Source organism: Leptolyngbya sp. FACHB-1624 (genome assembly GCF_047649235.1).
Lineage (GTDB): Bacteria > Cyanobacteriota > Cyanobacteriia > Leptolyngbyales > Leptolyngbyaceae > Leptolyngbya > Leptolyngbya boryana.
Genome location: NZ_CP180258.1, coordinates 1,254,754 through 1,276,247 on the forward strand (window position 1 = coordinate 1,254,754; position 21,494 = coordinate 1,276,247).

The window sequence follows — 21,494 nt, forward strand, 5'->3', positions numbered from 1 at the left end:
AGAGGCGGCTTTACCACGATGCAGTTAGAGGAAGAAGCCCAAACAATTCTAAATCGGCTATCCTTGATGCCTTTTGATGAGTGCTATCCGCTAAGTCGTGAGTTTAGAAATATGCCTGCTGTCGGTGGGTTGTATGCTGTGCGCCATCGAGCAGAAGGAATCTTGTATATTGGGTTAGCGGTGAGTCTGCGGCGGCGATTTCGAGATAATGGGCATAAGGCTTTTTTTTGGGCGTTTCTGGATTGTTACAGTCCTTTTGATATCCGTATTGCGGTAGAACTGCTCACGATTCAGTCTTTTCGAGAGGGCGATCGACTCGAAACACTGATGATCCGATCTGCACAGCCACGCTATAACGTTCGTAAGAAGCGGGAGGAATAATCATGCAAGCCCAAACTCGTGAACATCTTAGCCCAGAGGTAGCTCAAGCATTTCTAGATGGACTGCCGGAGAAGATTCGGTTGGGACTTTTGACTTATGCGGCGCAGGTGAATTTTCCCGTTGAGGCTGTGATTGAAATGGCGATCGCTGGTTTTCTTGATGAGGATGCGGTCAATTTTCCGGGCTGCAATCCCGTTTCTGTAGATTTTGGCAGCAAGTCAACGGGTCTGAGTTAAAACGACGGATGGATTTGTGATGAGAAGCTGCAATCTGATGAGGTTGTGGCTTTTTTGATGGCGATCGCTGAATTGGCTAATGCGTGCGATCGCAGAGATTCAGGGGTTAGTGGTGCGCGATCGTAATTTTTTCAAATTAGACTGAAAGACCTTGGATTGATTACATTGAGAAGAAAGAATTCTCTCATTCTCTTCGATCGCTGATGAGTGTTGCCCCATGACGCTGAAGCTTTTCATTTCCTATTCGCACAAAGACGAGCATCTGAGAGAGAAACTGAATACTCATCTCAAATTGCTTGAGCGACAGGGTGTGATCGGAACTTGGCACGATCGAATGATTCCGCTTGGAAATGAATGGGCAGAAGAAATCGATGAAAACTTGAATACGGCTGACTTAATTTTGCTGCTCGTCAGTGCTGATTTTCTAGCTTCTGATTACTGTTATGAGAAGGAGATGCAACGCGCGATCGAGCTTCACAATCAAAAGCTTGCTCGTGTGATTCCGGTGATTCTGCGTTCTTGCGATTGGGAGTCTGCGCCGTTCGGCAAACTTCAGGGGCTTCCAACTGTAACAGGTGGTGGAATTAAACCTGTGACAAAGTGGGACGATGAAGATGAGGTTTTTACAGAAATTGCAAAGGGAATTCGGAAGGTTGCGACAGAGAAGCAGCAACGGATTGAAGAAATTCGATCGCGCTGTCGCCAAAAGATGATTTCTCAATACAACTCGATTCGCCTACTAAATCAAACTGAGATTAGAGTCGATCAGCTTTATGTTGATGTGTGGTTGCTGAATCGTTCTCCTCGGACATATCAAGCGGGATCGGGGATGCTGGCATCGTTTGATTTTCGGAATGATCGCTTAGGGTTGGGCGATCGTATTCGCCGCGATGAGGGAATGACCGTTGCGAATCGAAACAATCGCTTGCTGATTCTAGGAAAACCGGGAGCAGGAAAAACAACGTTTCTCAAGCATTTGGCAGTGGATTGCAGTAAAGAGCGGTTTCAACCAGATCTAATTCCAGTTTTAATTGAATTACGGCGGATTAGATCGACAAACTGGAAGTTGTTAGATGCAATTTCTGAACAGCTAGAGCTATCTTCTCAGCAGACAGAAAAGCTTTTAGAGCAAGGGCAGCTACTCATCTTGATGGATGGGCTGGATGAAGTTCCGAGCAGTCTGTTTCGAGGGGATGTACAAAGGCAAGTATGCGAACTTGCTCAGAAGTCACAATATGCAAGCAATCGATTTATCCTGACCTGTCGGACTCAGATTATTACTGGAGAGATGCCGCAGGGTTTTACGGCGGTCGAGGTAGCAGATTTCACTTCAGAGCAAGTGCAGCGATTTGTCGAGAATTGGTTTCGGGCGAGTGGATCGACAGAACACGAAGCTTGGCAGCAATGGCAAACATTTGCAAGTGAGATTGATAAGAATCCAGCCCTTAAAGAATTGACCGTCACGCCAGTCCTGTTGAGTTTGATGTGCTGGGTGTTTGAGGATACAGGAGACTTACCAACTCAAGCAGCTTCGCTCTACGACAAAGGAATCAATTTACTGCTAGAGCGATGGAATGAGCTGAAGGAAATTCCTGAATGGGAGATTGGAAACGAAGTCTATCGCGCCCTCACTCTGGAACAGAAAAAGCAACTGCTCACCAAGCTTGCAGCGTGGAAATTTGAGCATCCAGAAAACTTTGTGTTGTTTGAGCAGAATTCTTTGATATGGCAGATTGCCAAATTTGTCAGGCGTAACAATTTGAGGGATGGGGAGGCGGTGTTGAGAGCGATCGAGGCGCAGCATGGATTACTGGTCGAACGGGCTGATCAGCTATGGTCGTTCTCCCACCTCACCTTTCAGGAACACTTCACAATGCAATGGCTGACTCAACTTCCTCCTGAGCACTGTGCTAGCAAGATAGCCAATCAACAGTGGCAAGAGCGGGTGAAGCAACTCGTCAAATCTCAACCCTCTGACAAATTACTCAAGCTGATTAAACAGACAATCGATTTCTCTATCTCCTACGATGCCAAATGTCAGGAGTTTCTGACATGGGTTTGTCAAAAAGCTGAATCCGTTGATGCGGCATGGAGATCTTCGGTGTTTCGGGCATTTTACTTTTACCTCGTTCTCATCTTTGCCCTCGACCACACCCTCGACGAAATCCACTTGCCTAGCAGCGACTTATTACTCAGGAACATCTCTCACTTCGACAACATCCTCGACCTCGACCGTGGCATTACCCTCTCCCACATCGATGACCTCGCCCTTGACTGTGACCTCTCCTACTCCTTCTTCCTCGCCCGCTCCTTCTCTCTCTACCCTATCCGTGCTAACTTCAACTGCGTCCTTAATCACTCCCGTAAGCTCAACCTCTTCCTCTCCCGTAGCCTTGACTTTGCTCTCGACCCGGAGATGGTAGAAAAATTACAAAAGCTTAGAAAACAGCTACCCCAAGACTTGTCATGGAATAGTTTCAAGTCCTTCAAGCATTGGTGGTGTAGCGAAGGACAGCAGTGGATTCAAACATTGCGTCAGATCATGATCGAACATAGGAATATTGGTCACGACTGGCAGTTTAGCGAATCCCAGAGGCAGGCTTTATGGTATTACTACGATGCCAATAAATTTCTGGTCGAATTGCTCAAGGAGGGTAAGGTCAGTGAGGAGGTGCGGCAGGAAATTGAAGATAAGCTGCTGTTGCCGATCGATCAACTCTAGAAATGGGGGAGTAGGGGAATGGGGGGAATGGGGAAGTTTTCCTCGATCGAAGTTTTGAACCGAAGGGCGATCTCTCCTACAACGCTCGAACCGCAATCGCACTTCAAAAACAACAAAGATTCATTGCACGAGAAAGATTTGCTCACGATCGCATTCTTGATCGTTGTGTGGAAATACGAAAATTCACCCTGCGTCGCATTCGATTCACCCTGCGTCGCATTCGATTCGCCCTGCGGAATATACATAATTCCCTTGTGTTAGAAGGATTCGCTCACGATCCACAGCTTGTTCGCACTGGAGAAATCGCGATCGCACGAACAGATTCATGATTCACTCATGCCACGTTCCGGAGCGGTACAATGATGAGCGTTCTAAAATTCTTGTCGTCCCATGTCTGTTGGTCAAAAACTCTACGAAGGCAAAGCTAAGATTCTCTACGCTACAGAAGATCCAGAAGTTTTGCTGACATATTTCAAAGACGACGCGACGGCTTTTAATGCTCAGAAACGCGGCAGCATTCAGGGCAAAGGCGAAATGAATTGCGCGATCGCCACCCATCTTTTCAAATTAATGATTGCCAATGGAGTCCCAACTCACTTCATCGAGCAGACTTCAGGCAACGAAATGCGGGTCAAAGCCGTCAAAATTATCCCCTTAGAAGTCGTCGTCAGGAACATTGCAGCGGGGAGTCTCTGTCAACAGACAGGACTGAAGTTAGGCACGACCCTCAATCCCCCCCTCGTCGAGTTCTACCTCAAAGACGACGCGCTCGGAGATCCCTTATTGACTCCCGATCGACTGCGAGTGCTCAATCTCGCATCAGCCGCGCAAATCGAGCAACTGATTCAAATGGCAAACCAGATTAACTCGGTCTTGCAAACTTTCTTTCAGCAATGTGGCATTACATTGGTGGACTTTAAGTTGGAATTTGGAACAGATTCGAACGGAGAAATTATCCTGGCAGACGAAATCAGCCCGGATACCTGTCGGCTGTGGGATCAATCCGAAACCGATCCCGATCGTCGCGTCTTAGATAAAGATCGCTTCCGGCGGGACTTGGGAAATGTGGAAGGTGCTTATCGGCAAGTAATGGAAAGGGTGCTAGGTCAGACGGTATGATCTGCAAAATGTTGAAAAATGCAGCATCAGCCAGTTGAAAATCCTTCACATGGATGGGTATTGATACTCAGGGTGCGGTACAATCTTGCCGATTAGCGGGATCGTGACTAACTTCTGTGATGTTGTTGTGTCTGCTTTGAGCAGAAAGAGTGTGAGGACGTGCGAAAAACTGTGAATACTATGCGCTTATCTCCTGTTGTGATGGCTGCGGTTGCGTTGACGGCAACGCTTGGCTTGTCGCATTCTGCTGAGGCAAAATCGCCCCTTCAGCCAGCTAAATTGACGGATCGATCGACCGTTTCCAAATCTAAACCTTCTGCAAAAGATGTCGTTGTGAAAACGACTCCTGTGATGCAGACGAGCCAGCCTGTCGAGACGCGACTGAACGGAAAAATGGCTCCAGTAATCGCTCAGGCAGGAACGATCGAGCAAGAAACGCCCGATCGGATTCAAATTAATCCAACGGCTCCCATCACGCCAACTACGCCGACTCTTCCAACGGTTCCAGAAACCGCACCGATTACGCCTGAAGGACAGCAGACTCCTTCAGAAACGCCTTCAGAAGCGGTTCCAACCCAGCCTTTACAGCCAGGGCAGCCAACTCCTCAACCAGAGCAGCCAACTTCCCAACCCGGACAACCGACCCAACCTCCCGCTGAAGCTGAGCCAAGAGTGTTAGTGTCTGAAGTCGTTGTCTCAGGTGTTGACGGGGAATTGCAGCAAGAAGTCTATCGCGTGATTCAAACTCAGCCCGGACGGACAACAACGCGATCGCAGTTGCAAAACGATATCAACGCCATCTTTGCGACTGGATTTTTCTCGAATGTGAGAGCGACCCCGGAAGATACACCGCTTGGAGTGCGGGTCACGTTTGAAGTAACTGCGAATCCGCCGTTGAAGTCGGTACAGCTTGAAGGCAGCAAAGTCGTACCCGCAGATGTGGTCAATCGAATCTTTAGCCCTCAGTACGGCAAGATTACGAACTTCCGAGATTTGCAGAGCGGCATTCAAGAACTGACGAAATACTACCAAGATCGTGGGTTTGTCTTGGCGCAGGTGATTAACGCACAACAGCCGCAGATTAACCCAGACGGAACAGTTGTCTTGCAGGTCGCAGAAGGTGAAATCGAGCGAATTCAGGTTCGATTTATTAATAAAGAAGGCAGCGATCGCGATGCCAAAGGCAATCCGATTCGGGGTAGAACGCGGGACTTTATTATTACGCGCGAACTCGAATTAAAGCCTGGACAAGTTTTTAACCGTCAAATTTTAGAGCGCGATTTCCAACGACTATTTGGACTAGGACTGTTTGAAGATCTCCGTCCGTCTTTGGATGTGGGTGAAGATCGCCGAAAAGTGGTTCTTGTCGTAAATGCCGTCGAGAAAAATACCGGAAATATTGGGCTTGCGGGCGGTTTTAGTTCAGCTAGTGGCTTCTTTGGAAGTCTCAGCTATGGACAGCAAAACGTTGGCGGGAACAACCAAAAGCTGAATGCTGAAGTGCAAATTGGTCAGCGAGATCAGCAGTATGAACTGTCGTTTACTGATCCTTGGATTGCAGGTGATCCGTACCGGACTTCTTACACGTTAAGCGTGTTCCGACGCAGAACGATTTCGCTGATTTTTGATGGGGGTGATCCCGAAGTTCGACTGGGAAATGAAGATCGCGATCGACCCAGAATTAACCGAACAGGTGGCGGCATTAGCTTTGCCCGTCCGCTGTCGCGCAATGTGTTTGAGCGAGCCGAATGGACAGCTTCACTCGGATTACAGTATCAACGAGTCACCGCAACCGATGCGGATGGAATTCGTCGCCGAGTCGATGAATTGGGCAACCCGCTGACCTTTGATCCTTCGGGTAAAGATGATTTGTTCACCGGGCAGTTAGTACTGAGACGCGATCGCAGAAATGATTTTCTGCAACCGACAGGCGGCTCCGTTCTGCAATTTAGTACCGAACAATCGCTACCGATTGGGTCAGGCAGTATTTTCTTCAACCGATTGCGGGGAAGTTATAGCTTCTACATTCCGACTCGATTGACGAAATTTACGCCTGAATGTCGCGATCGCGATACCCGTCGAGTTGATTTGCAGAACCAACCTCAAGGGCGCTGTGCCCAAGCCTTTGCGTTCAACATTCAAGGTGGAACAATCCTGGGAGATGTGCCGCCGTATGAAGCGTTTCCATTGGGTGGAACCAACTCGGTACGCGGTTACGATGAAGGCGATGTCGGAAGTGGTAAGAGCTACTTGCAAGCGACCGCAGAATACCGATTCCCGATCTTCTCGATTATTTCGGGCGCGCTATTCGTCGATGCCGCGACTGATCTCGGATCAGGCGATAAGGTTCCAGGAAATCCGGCAGGTGTGCGGGGGAAACCTGGCAGCGGTTTGGGCTATGGAGTTGGCGTGAGAGTGCGATCGCCCTTAGGTCCAATTCGGATCGACTTTGGTTGGAATGATCAAGGCGGCAACAACATTCGCTTCGGCTTTGGGGAGCGATTCTAAACATGGTAAGCACGCAGAATCAGGGGCGCAAGACTCGACAGGTGCAACGATCACTTTGTCAAAGCTTCTCTTGTTATGGAGTCGGACTGCATAGCGGCGAAGAAACGACAGCGAGAGTGTTACCTGCTGAGCCAGGACGAGGACGATATTTTGTTCGGACAGACTTACCTGGTGCGCCTGAGATTCCGGCTCGAATTGAGTCGGTGCGTGAAACGATGCTGTCAACCGAACTGGTAAATGGAGATGCCAGAATTCGCACAGTCGAGCATTTGCTGGCATCTCTCACAGGCATGGGCATTGATAACGCTCGCATTGAAGTCGATGGAGCGGAAATTCCCTTATTAGACGGCTCTGCGCGATCGTGGACAAGCGCGATCGCCCAAGCAGGAATTGTCGAGCAGACCGAAGAGAAATCTGCGATCGTCATTTCCGAACCTGTATTCGTGCGTCATGGCGATGCATTTGTGGCGGCATTGCCATCGAGCGAACTGCGATTTTCTTATGGCATTGATTTTGATCTCAGCGCGATCGGAAATCAATGGCACAGTTGGAAATTTGATCCAGAGACATTTGCCACCGAAATTGCTCCAGCCAGAACATTTGGATTAGCTCATCAGATCGAACAGTTACGAGCGAATGGTTTAATTAAAGGCGGATCACTTGAAAATGCGTTGGTTTGCAGTAGTGAAGGATGGATAAATCCACCTTTGCGCTTTTCAAATGAACCAGCGCGCCATAAACTTCTAGACTTAATAGGAGATCTCAGTTTATTGGGGACGTTGCCAACGGCTCATTTTTTGGCGTACAAGGCGAGTCATGAATTGCATACTCAACTCGTGCGTCAACTGTCTGAGATTTTACCTGCACATTTTTAGTTCTATACTCCTTACCCGCCCATGACAACCGTGATCGAAACCCATACTGCACCGCTCGAAAATGTTGAGACTCCCGCTGAGCCTGAAGTGAAGAAAACCTTCACCACTGAGGAGATTCATCAGCTTCTGCCGCATCGCTATCCGTTTGCTTTAGTCGATCGCATTATCGATTTTGTGCCTGGAAAATTGGCGGTTGGAATTAAGAATGTCTCGTTTAATGAGCCTCAGTTTCAAGGGCACTTTCCAGGTCGCCCGATTATGCCGGGTGTGCTGATTGTTGAAGCGATGGCACAGGTTGGTGGCGTTGTTTTAACTCAAATGGCAGATGTGCAAGAGGGCTTGTTCATGTTTGCTGGAATCGATGGTGTTAGATTCCGTCGTCCGGTTGTGCCAGGTGATCAACTGGTTATGACTGTGGAACTGCTTTCAGTCAAGGGTCGTCGATTTGGAAAGATGCGCGGTCGTGCCGAAGTTGACGGACAACTTGCGTGTGAAGGTGATTTAATGTTTGCGCTAGTCGATTAAGATTAGTGCGATCTGAGCCTATGTATCGATCGCGGCTATGTCTTCCTTTTAACCCTTCTACCCTTCGCTATGGCCCCAACCTTGATCCATCCGACCGCTGTAATTCACCCGAATGCTCAACTTCACCCAACCGTCCAAGTTGGTGCATATGCTGTGATTGGAGAACACGTAAAGATTGGTGCGGGGTCAAGTGTTGGGCATCATGCGGTGATTGAAGGGTGGGTTGAGATTGGGGAGCGGAATCAGATTTTTCCGGGTGCTGCAATCGGGCTTGAACCCCAAGATTTGAAATACGACGGATCGCGGGGGCTAGTGAGAATCGGCAACGGCAATCAGATCCGAGAATATGTCACGATTCACCGCCCGACCTTTGCCGATCGCATTACGCTCATCGGTAATGGCAATCTGCTCATGGCTTATGTGCATGTGGGGCATGAGTGCGTGATTGAGGATCAAGTGATTATTGCCAATTCGGTGCAGATGGCGGGACATGTGCATATTGAATCGAAGGCGAGATTGAGTGGCGTGATGGGCATTCATCAGTTTGTCTGGATTGGGCGACATGCGATGATTGGAGGCATGAGTCGCATCGATCGAGATGTGCCACCGTTTGTGATTGTTGAAGGAAATCCGTCTCGGATTCGGGCATTTCATCAGGTCGGCCCGCAGCGATCGGGGTTTTCGTCAGAAGATTTGAGTTTGTTGAAAAAAGCGTATCGTACTGTATTTCGATCGGGCTTGGCGATGAATGAGGCGTTAGAGCGATTGGATCTATTGCCCGAAAATGAGCATGTCCAGCATTTTCAGCGATTTCTGCAACTGTCAATGTTGCCAGGGCGTAGAGGATTGACTCCGAGTGCGACGTTGAAGGACTGATTCGCTGTGTTTGCGGATCAGAGGATCGAGACAGAAGGAGTTATGAAAAAGCGAATTTTTATTAGCACGGGCGAAGTCTCTGGCGATTTGCAAGGCTCATTACTCGTCAAAGCTCTCTACGAACAAGCCAGCGAACTCGGAATCGATATCGAAATTCTGGCACTCGGCGGCGATCGTATGGCAGCAGCAGGTGTAAAACTTCTCGGCAATACGGTCGGAATTGGGTCGATCGGGATTATTGAAGGTCTACCCTACCTTCTGCCGACGCTGAAAGTTCAGAAACAAGCCAAGCGATATCTCCAAGCGCATCCGCCCGATCTCGTTGTGATGATGGATTATAGCGATCCAAACATCAGCATTGGCTTATATGTGCGGAAGCACTTGCCCACAATTCCAACGGTGTACTTTATTGCGCCTCAAGAATGGGTGGTCAGAATTAATCAGAAGAAAACGGATTGGATTGTGCAGATTAGCGATCGCATTCTCTCGATCTTTCCTGCTGAGGCTGAATACTACGCCGAACATGGTGCGAAAACTGAATTTGTCGGACATCCTTTAATCGATCGCATGAAAGATGCACCTGATCGGAGTTCTGCTCGCGAAAAGTTAGGGATCTCGTCCGATGAAACGGCGATCGTGCTTGTTCCTGCTTCGCGTCAGCAAGAAATTAAATACATGCTGCCTGCAATTTTTGGCGCGGCACAGCAGATTCAGGCGAAACTTCCCGATGTGAAATTTCTGATTCCCTTGTCGTTGGAACGGTATCGATCGCAAATTTTAAGCGCGATCGCACAATATGGCTTAAATGCGGTGATTGTAGAAGGCTCACCCTTGAACGCGATCGCTGCTGCGGATTTAGCGATTACAAAATCGGGAACGGTGAATCTCGAAATTGCACTGCTGAATGTTCCGCAAGTTGTGATGTATCGATTAGCTCCTTTTACGGCTTGGGTGGCTGAGCATATTTTGAAATTGGAAATTCCCTTTGCATCGCCACCCAATCTAGTCGGAATGAAAGAGATTGTGCCGGAGTTTCTGCAAGATGAAGCAACCCCAGAGAATTTAGCGCGATCGGCAATGGAATTGTTGCAGACAGAGAAGCGGGAGAAAACGATCGCCGATTATCAAGAAATGAGACGAGTATTAGGTGAACCTGGTGCCTGTCGTCGAGCAGCGAAATCAATGCTGGAAATGGTGGGATAGAAGCTGGAAAACCTGATTCAACACTCTGTCGATGTGCAAAAATGCAAAAGTCGGAGCTTCCAAAAAAAACTCCGACTCGACGGGATTGTGTCTGTTTTGAGATCTGTCTTTAAAGCAATGCGCCAATCACCGTTTGCATGTGTTGAGCGATCGTGCTGACCATCTGATGCGTCATCGGCAGCGAATCAATTCCCATGCCTGCACAGAGCAGCATTAAGTACAGAATCGAATATTTGAACGTCGATCGAGCCACCATCAAATCCGATGGAGCCTGCATCAACTTCCAAGCTTTCTGAACAAAAATTCCGCCCAACAAAAGCGCGATCGTCGCATAAACTGCTCCCATCACATGCAGTGGATAAACGAGCAAGAGCGAAACCGGAATCAAAGACAACGTGTAGTAAAAAATTTGCTTACTGGTTGGTTCATTGCCATCAACAACGGGCAACATTGGCACGCCAACTTTGGCATAATCTTCGCGAATCATAATCGCCAACGCCCAGAAATGGGGCGGTGTCCAAAGAAAAATAATCGCAAATAAGACCCAAGCTGCCCAACTCAGATCCCCTGTGACCGCAGCCCAACCCACAAGCGGAGGAATCGCGCCCGCCGCACCACCGATTACAATGTTTTGGGTGCTGTGACGCTTGAGCCAGTGAGTATAGACGACAACGTAGAAGAAAATGCCTGACATTGCCAAGCAAGCACTGAGCAGATTCGCGAAATAGGTTAATAAGCCAAATGATAATACTGCTAACGTAATCGCAAAAATCAAGGCATCTCGGGGACTCACCCGCCCAGAAGGGAGCGGACGAGAGCGAGTCCGTTCCATGATGTAATCGATATCGCGATCGTACAGACAATTAATCGTATTTGCTGAGCCTGCGGCAAACGTACCACTCAACAAAGTTACGATCAACAACACAGGATCAACTTGACCTTGAGCTGCGATCCACATTCCGCCTGCAGTCGTGATGAGCAGCAGCAAGATAATTCTTGGCTTTGTTAACTGCCAATAGCTTTTAATCACTTGCAGAACATCTTGGTTATGGCGAATTACGCCTGTCGCTGAATTTTGCATTTCCATACCTGGTCAAACGAGAGAGTAGAACTATAGGTTTAAGCTTCGGCTTCGAGGGCTGGAGTCGAGTCTCTCAGCGCTAAAACCGTAAACACCAGTAAAGTCCCAAGCAGTGCGGCTCCAGTAGCTTGATGGGCAACCGTCAAAGGTTCAACCTGTAGCCGTAGCTTGAATGTTGCAACGCCCAAAGTTAACTGAAGAACAAGCAACAATCCCGCTACGTTGATTAAACGACGGAGGAGAGGATGCAGCGCCGGAGTCCGCCAAGCCAAAATCACCAAAGATAAAACTGCGATCGTCGGTGGAACAATTCCCGCAATGTGGCTATTCATCACGCTGCATAATTGCGATTGTCCAAAACATTGATGCAATGCCCACTGAGAAGAGACTAAGCCGCCCAGAATGCTTTGAAAATAGACAAAGCCAGTTGCAGCAACACCGAACCAGCGCAGCTTACCGACCGTTCCGGTTCCCTGATAGGGCATTAAAGACGTTGCGATCGCCAGCAAAGTACTAAAGAACAACAAGCCAGTTCCAAGATGTGCAGTCACAATGTCAAACCGTAACAATTCTGTAACAGTTAGACCTCCTAAAACACCTTGGAAAACCACGAGAAACAGTGCAAACACGGTTGCCCAGGGTGTCCATTTTGGCAGGTCTTGTCGGAACCACCAAGCGACTGCCACTAGTGCGATCGCGCCAAACCCGATCGAGGTTGCAATCAATCGGTGAAACCATTCTAGAAAGACTTCTAGATTCATTTGCGCACGAGGGACAAATTCGCCATAACACAAGGGCCAATCCGGGCAAGACAATCCTGCGTTCATGACGCGTGTGGCGCTGCCCAGTGCCATCAAGAACAACGTTGAGATTGCGAGCGCAAAGACGAGCCGCGTAATCCAACTGCGAGCCGCAGCGGGTCGAACGAGCGTTGAGGGGTTAAACGATGAATCAGACATAGAGGTATTTCGCGGGGCAGATTACTAAAACTGTCCAAAACAAAATAAAAGTTTATCAATTGCGAGAGCATCCGCTCTAAGCTCTACTTTAGACATGGAATCCTAGAACGCCTGCGACCTTTGGGAATTCTTCGGATTTGAGAAAAACCAAATCGGTATCCTGTAATACTTTCAGCTAGATCCCAAAGAAAATCTTAAAGTTCAGGTTGAAAGTGGGCATTTTCTGGGCAACCTGACCTACCGTGGAAGGAGACTAGACCAGGATCTAGAACTCTTGAAGTCGTAAAGGCAAGATGGGTGAGCCGTGAATATTCCTAGTCAAATTTCAACTCTTCTTGCAGGCATTGTTTTGACGCTTGTCAGCCTCTGGTATGGTCAAAACCATAACCTGCTTCCCGTGGCGGCGACAGAAGCTGCGCCACTGGTCGATAATTTATTCAATGCCATGTTAACGATTGGGACAGGTATTTTCCTGCTCGTTAACTTTGTATTGGTGTTCGCATTGTTACGTTTTCGTCGGAAGTCAGGTGATGAAAGCGATGGTGATCCAGTTCATGGAAATATTCCGCTCGAGATTGTCTGGACAGCGATTCCTGCCATCATTGTGTTAGGCATTTCGATTTATAGCTTTGATATCTACAATTCTGAAGGTGGCTTCGACCCGATGGATCATTCGGTCGCGCATGGACAACATCATCAGATGAAGGGATCTGCAATCGCTGCTCCTTTAATCGCAGACGTTGATCCCAATCAAGCCACAGATACAGCCGTGAAGCAAAATCCAGTCACAAATGCGGTTGAAGAAGACATTCCCGCTCGTCGTGATGCTCCGGTGATGGGCATTGAATCTCCCAAGGTTGGCAGGATTCCTGCCGGAAAAGAACCGCTGACGATTGCAGCAGCAGGCATGCAATATGCTTGGCTATTTACTTACCCAGACGAAATTATTTCTGGTGAGTTACATTTACCCGTGGGTCGTCCTGTGGTCATGAATATCACCGCTAACGATGTGCTGCATGCGTTTTGGGTTCCTGAGTTTCGCTTAAAACAAGATGCGGTGCCGGGTCGCCAATCTGAGATTCGGTTTACGCCGACTGTCGAAGGAGACTATCCAGTCATTTGTGCTGAGCTTTGTGGGGCGTATCATGGCGCGATGAAGACACATGTTTTGGTTGAATCGCAAGAAAGCTATGACGCTTGGCTACAAAGTATGAAAGTGGCGCAGGCAGATGAACAAAACCGAGCGATCGCGCTCAGTCCAGCACAGATGACTGATGCGGAATATCTTGCTCCTTATGCTCAGGATGCAGGGGTTACTCCTGAAATGCTGCACCAGCTTCACCCGATGAGCGAAGGCTCAGAAGCGTATTCCTCTTAAGAATTTGTTATGACACAAGCAGCCGAATTTCAAGAACAAGCGAATCGCCCTGCTCACGGGCAAGAACCCGGAAACTGGCGACGCTACTTTAGCTTTAGTACCGATCATAAAGTGATTGGGATTCAATACCTGGTCACGACGTTTGCGTTTTACCTGATTGGAGGTGTGCTGGCAACGATGGTGCGAACGGAGTTAGCAACTCCGGATTCGGATTTCGTGAGCCGCGAAGTTTATAACAGTTTGTTTACCGTTCACGCGACGGTCATGATCTTTTTATGGATTGTGCCAGCGGGAACAGGTGGCTTTGGCAACTATCTTGTGCCCTTGATGATTGGGGCGCGAGATATGGCGTTTCCTAGACTGAATGCGCTGGCGTTTTGGATCATTCCCCCGGCAGGGCTAATGTTGATGAGTAGCTTCCTCGTCGGTGCGCCGGAAGCAGGCTGGACAAACTATCCGCCGCTCAGTTTGATTACAGGCAAAGCGGGAGAAATGATCTGGATTCTCAGCGTGCTTCTACTGGGAACTTCATCAATTCTGGCTGCAATTAATTTTCTCGTCACGATTTGGAAAATGCGGGTTCCCGGCATGGGCTGGAATCAGATGCCGCTCTTTTGCTGGGCAATGTTCGCGACTTCAATTTTGGCGTTGATTGCGACTCCAGTGCTGGCGGGTGCTCTGATTTTGCTCTCGTTTGATGTGCTGATTGGGACGGCGTTTTTTAATCCCACGGGTGGCGGAGACCCGATCGTTTATCAGCATTTATTCTGGTTTTATTCTCATCCCGCCGTTTACATCATGATCTTGCCTGTGTTTGGCATGATCTCCGATATCATTTCGGTTCACGCTCGAAAACCAATTTTTGGCTATAAAGCGATCGCGTATTCTAGTCTGGCAATTTGTGGATTGGGCTTGATTGTTTGGGTTCACCACATGTTTACGAGTGGAACACCGCCCTGGATGCGGATGTTCTTTATGATCACCACGATGATTATCGCGGTTCCAACCGGAATTAAGATTTTTAGCTGGTTGGCGACGCTTTGGGGGGGCAAGTTGGACGGAAGTTCAGCGTTGCTGTTTGCAATGGGATTTATTTCTCTGTTCGTGGTGGGTGGTATTAGCGGCGTAATGGTCGCTTCTGTTCCATTTGATATTCACGTCCATGATACTTACTTCATTGTTGCTCACCTGCACTACGTTTTATTTGGTGGCAGTGTGTTTGGGCTATATGCCGGATTCTACCACTGGTTCCCGAAAATCACGGGACGAATGATGAATGAGACTTGGGGCAAGGTGCATTTTTGGCTCAGCTTTGTAGGCTTTAACTTAGCCTTTATGCCGATGCACAAGTTGGGACTCGAAGGCATGAACCGCCGAGTGGCTGAGTACGATCCCAAGTTTGCGACGTTGAATTTGATTTGTACGATCGGGGCTTATTTGCTCGCAGTTTCAACCTTGCCGTTTATTGTCAATGCGACTTGGAGTTGGTTGCGGGGTGAGCCTGCGGGGGATAATCCTTGGCGGGGGTTGACCTTAGAATGGATGACAACCTCGCCCCCTCCGGTTGAGAATTTTGACGCTGATCCAGTCTTAGCGACAGGTCCGTATGACTATGGGATGGGTTCGCGATCGCAAGATGTGGATGTTCCGTTCTCGGATGCGAGTGATCCTGCCTTGTCGGCTGGCCCAAGCTCAACTTTGAGAGCGAAACCTGATCCGGTAGTTGCGGCTGATCCAAGCGATCGAGGTTCTGAAAGTCACAATCGCTAACGTCTGTCAGGATGAAAACTTTGCTTTTCATCCTTTGCCCTTTAATTGCTCAAAGCTATGACCACTATCGATCCTGCAAAAACTTCTCTCAACTATCATCACGAAGCTGCGGCAGAGGCACATCACGAGCATCCTGATCTGCGGATTCCAGGACTGATTGTGTTTTTGCTGGCAGAAGGCATGATCTTTCTGGGGCTGTTTATGGCGTATTTGGCATTTCGAGCCGTTACGCCGGTTTGGCCTCCAGAAGGAACTCCGAAACTGGAATTGTTACTGCCTGGCATCAACACAGCGATTCTGATTGGCAGTAGCTTTGTGATTCATAATGCCGATTCTTCGATTAAGAAGAATGATGTGAAAGGCTTAAGGCTGTGGTTTGCGATTACTGCAGCGATGGGCGCTGTGTTTTTAGCGGGTCAACTTTATGAGTACTTTCATCTAGAGTTCGGATTGAAGACGAACATTTTTGCAAGTACATTTTATGTTCTGACTGGGTTCCACGGGCTGCACGTTTGTTTTGGGCTGATTTTGATTCTGGCGGTGCTTTGGCGATCGCTGAAACCCAACCACTACAATAGTGAAAAACATTTCGGAGTAGAAGCCGCAGAAATCTACTGGCACTTTGTTGATGTCATCTGGATTATTTTGTTTTTGCTACTCTATATTCTCTAGAGTTAGAACCCTAGTAAAAAGCGGATGTGGGTTTCTACATCCGCTTTTTGTTGGCTTACATCAGGGATTGTCCGGCTTGTGATAGAAGTTCGCCTAGCTGCTCGACCTTAACTGCGACATCTCCTGTTGCCTCAGATGCAGCTTCCGAAGTATCCTCGCCTAAATCACTCAGGATTTGAGCGATCGTAGACGTATCGCCATCAGTTAACGCTTGTTTGAGATCCCCCAGATCTTCTGCTAAATCTGTGCCTTGAAGTTGCTGCTGCCAGCTTTCGATGACTGCGATCGCTTGCTCAACAGGGATCGCAGTTAAACCCTGCTGCAAGGCTGCGATCGTGGTGTCTACATCGATTGTTCTCAGTGAATCAGCCATGGTTCTCTTCCTAAAATCAAATTGTTTTACAGGTTTTGCCCACACCTCCTCGATTCTTGCAATCCTCCTTTAGAATTCGTCACTCTTTTGGAAGAAAGCGAATTTGCTTACCCCCAAGGCGAGTCATCAAGTTCAGCCTTTAGAAAGATTTATTTAGGGTGTAAATCATTAAAAATTGTGAACATGCTTTTTTATCTTTCAGACCTATGAGACTTCCGCTCCCTGCTCGCCTGACTCTGAGCTATGTCGGACTTGCCGGAGTGCTAGCGCTAAGTAGCTGCAACTTGATCCCACCAGGGGATGCTCAGCAGCAGCCGAATGTTCAACAAAATCGAGGCGGTGCAGTGGCAGTCGATGCTGCGATCGCCGAAGTTGGCACATTGAACTCTGAACAGACTTATACGGGAACGACTCGACCTGCGAGAGAAGTCTCTCTGCGCGCCCAAGCTGAAGGGCGAATTACAGATATTACAGTTGATGTTGGGGATGCCGTGCAGGCGGGACAAGTCATTGCCAGATTAGACGGCTCGATCGCGAACTCAGCCGTTGCCCAAGCAGAGGCAGAAGTTGCAGCCAGAGAGTCAGAGGTTGCGAGCCTGCAAGTTGAGGTCGAGGAGGCTCGTACTCAAGTGGAACGCACAAGATTGGAGCTTGCACAAGCGCGATCGGATTATCAACGGCAAGCCCAACTCTTCCGACAAGGTGCAGTCTCAGAGCAGACGGCAGAAACAGCAAGAACTCGGGTTGGCACAGCCGAGCAAGCTTTGCGATCGGCAGAGAAACAGGTAGGGACTCGCCAGCAGGCAGTTACGGCATCGGCGAGACGGATTACGGCTCAGCAAGCTGTGGTCGAGCAAGAGCGGGAGCGGCAATCTTACAGTGTATTAACTTCTCCGGTGACCGGATCTGTTTTGGCACGTCCGACTGAACCCGGAAATTTAGCGCAAGCCGGAGTCGAGGTTGTGAGATTGGGCGATTTTAGTCAAGTGAAAGTCGAAGTTCAGGTTTCGGAATTGGAACTCGCTCAGATTCGAGTGGGACAAGCAGCCCAGGTGCGATTAGATGCACTCCCAAATCAGACTTTGAATGGGAGAGTCACCCGCATTGCGCCTGTAACCCAGTCCCGCGCTCGATTGATTCCGGTTGAAGTCACGATTCCAAATACGACAGGGCAGATTAGCAGCGGATTGCTCGCGCGAGTGAATTTTCAGCAGCAGCAAGGTCAGAGAATTGTTGTGCCTGAAACCGCAACTCAGATTGGAACAAAACCGCAGCAGAATCGGCAAAATCAGTCTCAACCCAAGACTGCGACGATCTATGTTGTGACTCGATCGGGGGAGCAAGCCAGTGTAAGCCCTAGAGAGGTGCAACTGGGCGAGCGTGCAGATGGGCAGGTTGAGGTTCTCTCTGGATTAAAGCCGGGTGAATCTTTTGTTGTTCGCAGTAGTGGCGAGTTGAAAGCAGGCGCACCAGTACGATTGAGCTTTTTATCACGAGAATAGAATTCATGTCCATGCAGCACCTTCCTCAACGTAGTAGTTTTAGTATTAGCGGTCTTTCAATTCGGCAACACATTGGCACATTGATGCTGACGTTGTGTGTTGTGGTCATTGGTGTGTTCTTTTTGAATTCGATTCAAGTTGATCTTTTACCCTCGATTACCTATCCCAGAATTGGTGTGCGAGTGAATGCTCCTGGCATTTCGCCTGATGTTGCAGTCGATGAAGTGACAAGACCTCTAGAGGAAGCGCTCTCAACAACAGAGGGTGTGGTTCAAATCTATTCTCAAACTCGTGAAGGGCAAGTGAGTTTGGATTTGTTTTTTCAGCCGGGAGGCAACATTGATCAGGCTTTAAATGATGCTACGGCTTCATTTAACCGGGCACGAGGGAACTTACCCGATACGATCGAAGAACCAAGGCTTTTCAAAGTCGATCCTTCTCAGCTTCCGGTTTATGAATTAGCACTGACTTCTGACTCAATTCAGTCTTCTCAGTTGCGGATTTTTGCGGATGAAGAACTAGCGCGAGAATTAGGAGTCGTACAGGGGGTTGCAGCCGTTGATGTCTCGGGGGGTGTCGAAGAAGAAGTACGCGTGATTGTTGATCTCAATCGGCTGCAAGCTTTAGGAATTGGATTAAATGATGTTTTAGATGAGTTAGAGCAGACGAATCGCGATATTTCAGGAGGACGGATTTTAGGTAATCGATCCGAGCCGTTGACTCGAACGATTGGTCGATTTGCCAATGCTCAAGAGATTCGCAATCTATCCTTTGAAGTCAATGATTCTCAGCCTGTTACAACTGACGCGCAAGCGACAACACAAGCTCCAGGCACATCCCAACGGGTTTATCTGAGAGACTTTGCAGAGATAATTGATGGAACGCAGCAGCAACGAGTTTTTACAGTGTTGAATGGCAAAGATGCTGTGAAAGTGAGTATCCAGAAACAACCGGATGCCAATACGATTCAAGTGGTCGAAGGTGTGAAAAAGAGAATTGAAGAATTACGGCAGTCAAACGTCATTCCTCAAGATGCTCAACTTTTACCAACTTTAGATGAATCTATTTTTATTCAAAATTCAATTTCCAATGTGACCAGTTCAGGCTTGATCGGGGCAGCATTAGCAGCCGTTGCAGTATTACTATTTCTTGGCTCATTGCGGCAGACCTTGATCATCGTGTTGTCGATTCCGCTGGCAACTTTGGCTGCAATTATCTTAATGCGATTGTTTGGATTATCCTTAAACGTTTTCAGCTTGGGCGGTCTAGCGCTTGGGGTGGGAATTGTCGTGGATAACTCGATCGTCATGTTAGAAACAATCTCTGATAATTTAGGAGCTGGTTTTGGCACGAGTTCTCGCAGTCATTTAGGGAAAGAAGAAATCATTGAGCAATCGATCGCAGGTGGGCAATCTGTCGAATCAGCTTTAGTTGCTTCAACGAGTACAAACTTGGTTGCGGTGTTACCGTTTCTGCTGATTGGTGGATTCATTGCGCTATTGTTCAATGAATTGATCTTGACGATTAGCTTCTCAGTTGCCGCATCGATTTTAGTTGCGGTTACAGTTGTCCCCATGGCAACTTCGCGGTTGCTAGCAATTCGTTACTCCAGCGGAGTTGGGCGATTTTGGCTGCTTCGAGAATTCAACCGAAGATTTGAAGCGGCAACTGCGGGATATGGGCGATTGCTCGATCGAGTCCTACGCAATCGCTTTTTAGTCATTGGATTTGCCTTTCTGATCTTTGGTGGCAGTAGTTTATTTGCAGTCAGTCGCATTCCCCAAGAGATCCTGCCTCGCATCAACACGGGACAAGCAAATATTTTTGCTCAATTTCCTCCTGGTACTCCGCTCGAAACGAGCCGCAGAGTCATGAAAGCAGTCGATGAACTGCTGCTCAATCAACCTGAGACGGAATACGTGTTTACGACAGTGGGAGGTTTTCTATTTGGAAGTAATACCAGTGAAAATCCACTCCGAGCTTCCAGTAACATTACGCTGAAGCAGAACACGAACGTTGAAAAGTTTGCAGAAAAGATGAACCAGGAGTTTCGCAAACTCAATTTGGTAGATATCTTGCTGCGAATTAGTCCTGGGCAAGTGCGGGGCTTGATTTTGAATAATTCTCCAGTTCGAGGTGCCGAAGTAGATGTAATTCTGCAAGGTGAGAACACTGAATTACTAGAACAGACAGGGCGACAGCTAGTTGGCAGGCTTTCTCAAGCAAAATTTGCCAGATATCGCCCGGATACGGACGAGCGGCAACCTGAAATCCAAATTCGCCGCGATCGCGAACGTGCCGCAGCCCTCGGACTCAATACACAGGATATCGGAGAAACGATTCAAACTGCGATCGAAGGAACAACTCCAACTCAAATCCAAAGGGGGAATCGGCTTGTCGATGTTCGAGTCGAACTGAATGAAAACTTAATCGATCGACCTTCTAAAATTGGGCAGATTCCTCTGTTCACTGACAACAATGAATTAGTTCGACTCAGCGATGTAGCGCAGATCGAAAACGGACAAGCACCCGGGCAAATTCAACGCATCAATCAGCGGCAGGTGTATCAAATCGCGGGGACTTTGAATGATGGGGCAAGCTTAGGGGCAGCCCTAAAAGAAGTTGACGAAATTCTGCAACAATTTCAGATGCCTGAAGGAATCAGCCGCTTGCCAAGTTCGGCTGCTGAAAGTAATCAACAGATTCAATCTGCTTTGCCGTTATTAGGCGGGTTAGCTGCTTTTCTGGTCTTTGTAGTCATGGCAGTTCAGTACAATTCGCTGATCGATCCGCTGGTGATTATGTTCACGATTCCGCTAGCGCTAGCAGGTGGGATTTTAGGATTGTTTGTTACGCAAACTGCGATCGGAGCAACGGTGATTGTTGGTGCAGTACTGCTGGTTGGGATTGTCGTGAATAATGCGATCGTCATGGTGGAACTTGCCAATCAAATTCGAGAGCGAGAAGGCATCGATCGCAAATCAGCAATCCTGCGTGCTGCTCCTCAACGCTTAAGACCGATTCTGATGACGACAATTACAACCGTGCTAGGGATGTTTCCTTTGGCATTAGGACTAGGGCAAGGTGGAGAATTTCTACAACCGTTAGGAATCGTCGTCTTTTCTGGGTTGTCATTGGCGACACTTTTAACCTTGTTTATCATTCCGTGCTTCTATGTTCTGTTGCATGATCTCATTGGTGGGTTTCCCCCCAAACTCAGAAAATTACGGCACTCTTCCAAAACGCGAGATCGCGTTCAACCGCTCATTCCAAAAACCTCTGAAGAAACCTAATAAATAGAAATTAATTTGGTT

General features: G+C 48.2%; 17 protein-coding genes. 14 read left to right on the plus strand and 3 right to left on the minus strand.

The window, feature by feature from the left end:
• The first annotated feature begins 18 nt into the window (after positions 1-18).
• From ACMUEV_RS05760 to lpxB, 9 genes are all read left to right on the plus strand, one after another.
• The gene (locus ACMUEV_RS05760; RefSeq protein ID WP_017290217.1) at positions 19-381 is read left to right on the plus strand and encodes a GIY-YIG nuclease family protein; all 363 of its coding nucleotides are present in this window, start codon (positions 19-21) and stop codon (positions 379-381) included.
• 2 nt (positions 382-383) lie between these two features.
• The gene (locus tag ACMUEV_RS05765) at positions 384-617 is read left to right on the plus strand and encodes a hypothetical protein (protein ID WP_190653049.1); all 234 of its coding nucleotides are present in this window, start codon (positions 384-386) and stop codon (positions 615-617) included.
• Between the two features lie 217 nt (positions 618-834).
• Positions 835-3,339 carry a TIR domain-containing protein gene (locus ACMUEV_RS05770; protein ID WP_190653050.1) on the plus strand — a complete coding sequence of 835 codons (2,505 nt, stop codon included), beginning with the start codon at positions 835-837 and terminating at the stop codon, positions 3,337-3,339.
• A 390-nt stretch (positions 3,340-3,729) separates the two neighbouring features.
• Positions 3,730-4,458, plus strand: coding sequence for a phosphoribosylaminoimidazolesuccinocarboxamide synthase (gene purC / locus ACMUEV_RS05775; protein ID WP_190653051.1), 729 nt, complete (start codon positions 3,730-3,732; stop codon positions 4,456-4,458).
• A 180-nt stretch (positions 4,459-4,638) separates the two neighbouring features.
• The gene (locus ACMUEV_RS05780) at positions 4,639-6,966 is read left to right on the plus strand and encodes a BamA/TamA family outer membrane protein (protein WP_017290211.1); all 2,328 of its coding nucleotides are present in this window, start codon (positions 4,639-4,641) and stop codon (positions 6,964-6,966) included.
• A gap of 2 nt (positions 6,967-6,968) precedes the next feature.
• Entirely contained in the window at positions 6,969-7,841 is an 873-nt protein-coding gene (lpxC, locus tag ACMUEV_RS05785) for a UDP-3-O-acyl-N-acetylglucosamine deacetylase (protein ID WP_190653052.1), read from the plus strand.
• 21 nt (positions 7,842-7,862) lie between these two features.
• Entirely contained in the window at positions 7,863-8,366 is a 504-nt protein-coding gene (fabZ, locus tag ACMUEV_RS05790) for a 3-hydroxyacyl-ACP dehydratase FabZ (RefSeq protein WP_017290209.1), read from the plus strand.
• Positions 8,367-8,435: 69 nt separating this feature from the next.
• The gene (lpxA, locus tag ACMUEV_RS05795; RefSeq protein WP_017290208.1) at positions 8,436-9,242 is read left to right on the plus strand and encodes an acyl-ACP--UDP-N-acetylglucosamine O-acyltransferase; all 807 of its coding nucleotides are present in this window, start codon (positions 8,436-8,438) and stop codon (positions 9,240-9,242) included.
• Between the two features lie 42 nt (positions 9,243-9,284).
• Positions 9,285-10,445 carry a lipid-A-disaccharide synthase gene (gene lpxB / locus ACMUEV_RS05800; RefSeq protein ID WP_190653053.1) on the plus strand — a complete coding sequence of 387 codons (1,161 nt, stop codon included), beginning with the start codon at positions 9,285-9,287 and terminating at the stop codon, positions 10,443-10,445.
• A 109-nt stretch (positions 10,446-10,554) separates the two neighbouring features.
• On the opposite strand, the gene ACMUEV_RS05805 is transcribed toward lpxB, so the two are convergent.
• Both ACMUEV_RS05805 and ACMUEV_RS05810 read right to left on the minus strand, forming a co-directional pair.
• Positions 10,555-11,526: a heme o synthase gene (locus tag ACMUEV_RS05805; protein ID WP_415354741.1), complete on the minus strand. Its 972-nt coding sequence runs from the start codon at positions 11,524-11,526 to the stop codon at positions 10,555-10,557.
• A gap of 38 nt (positions 11,527-11,564) precedes the next feature.
• Positions 11,565-12,485, minus strand: a complete 921-nt coding sequence (locus ACMUEV_RS05810) for a COX15/CtaA family protein (RefSeq protein WP_017290205.1) — start codon at positions 12,483-12,485, stop codon at positions 11,565-11,567.
• A 304-nt stretch (positions 12,486-12,789) separates the two neighbouring features.
• Here ACMUEV_RS05810 and ACMUEV_RS05815 point away from each other — a divergent pair, with 304 nt between their 5' ends.
• Genes ACMUEV_RS05815 through ACMUEV_RS05825 form a run of 3 tightly spaced genes read left to right on the plus strand, consistent with a single transcriptional unit; the run spans position 12,790 to position 16,305 of the window.
• Positions 12,790-13,863: a cytochrome c oxidase subunit II gene (locus tag ACMUEV_RS05815; protein WP_017290204.1), complete on the plus strand. Its 1,074-nt coding sequence runs from the start codon at positions 12,790-12,792 to the stop codon at positions 13,861-13,863.
• Between the two features lie 9 nt (positions 13,864-13,872).
• On the plus strand, positions 13,873-15,633 hold the full coding sequence (ctaD, locus tag ACMUEV_RS05820) for a cytochrome c oxidase subunit I (RefSeq protein WP_190653055.1): 1,761 nt from the start codon (positions 13,873-13,875) through the stop codon (positions 15,631-15,633).
• A gap of 57 nt (positions 15,634-15,690) precedes the next feature.
• Positions 15,691-16,305, plus strand: a complete 615-nt coding sequence (locus ACMUEV_RS05825) for a heme-copper oxidase subunit III (RefSeq protein ID WP_017290202.1) — start codon at positions 15,691-15,693, stop codon at positions 16,303-16,305.
• 55 nt (positions 16,306-16,360) lie between these two features.
• Here ACMUEV_RS05825 and ACMUEV_RS05830 read toward each other — a convergent pair whose 3' ends face one another.
• The gene (locus tag ACMUEV_RS05830) at positions 16,361-16,678 is read right to left on the minus strand and encodes a hypothetical protein (RefSeq protein WP_190653056.1); all 318 of its coding nucleotides are present in this window, start codon (positions 16,676-16,678) and stop codon (positions 16,361-16,363) included.
• Positions 16,679-16,884: 206 nt separating this feature from the next.
• Between ACMUEV_RS05830 and ACMUEV_RS05835 the strand changes: the two genes are divergently transcribed.
• Both ACMUEV_RS05835 and ACMUEV_RS05840 read left to right on the plus strand, forming a co-directional pair.
• Entirely contained in the window at positions 16,885-18,180 is a 1,296-nt protein-coding gene (locus ACMUEV_RS05835) for an efflux RND transporter periplasmic adaptor subunit (protein ID WP_190653057.1), read from the plus strand.
• A 5-nt stretch (positions 18,181-18,185) separates the two neighbouring features.
• Entirely contained in the window at positions 18,186-21,473 is a 3,288-nt protein-coding gene (locus ACMUEV_RS05840) for an efflux RND transporter permease subunit (RefSeq protein WP_415354742.1), read from the plus strand.
• The last annotated feature ends 21 nt before the right edge of the window (positions 21,474-21,494 follow it).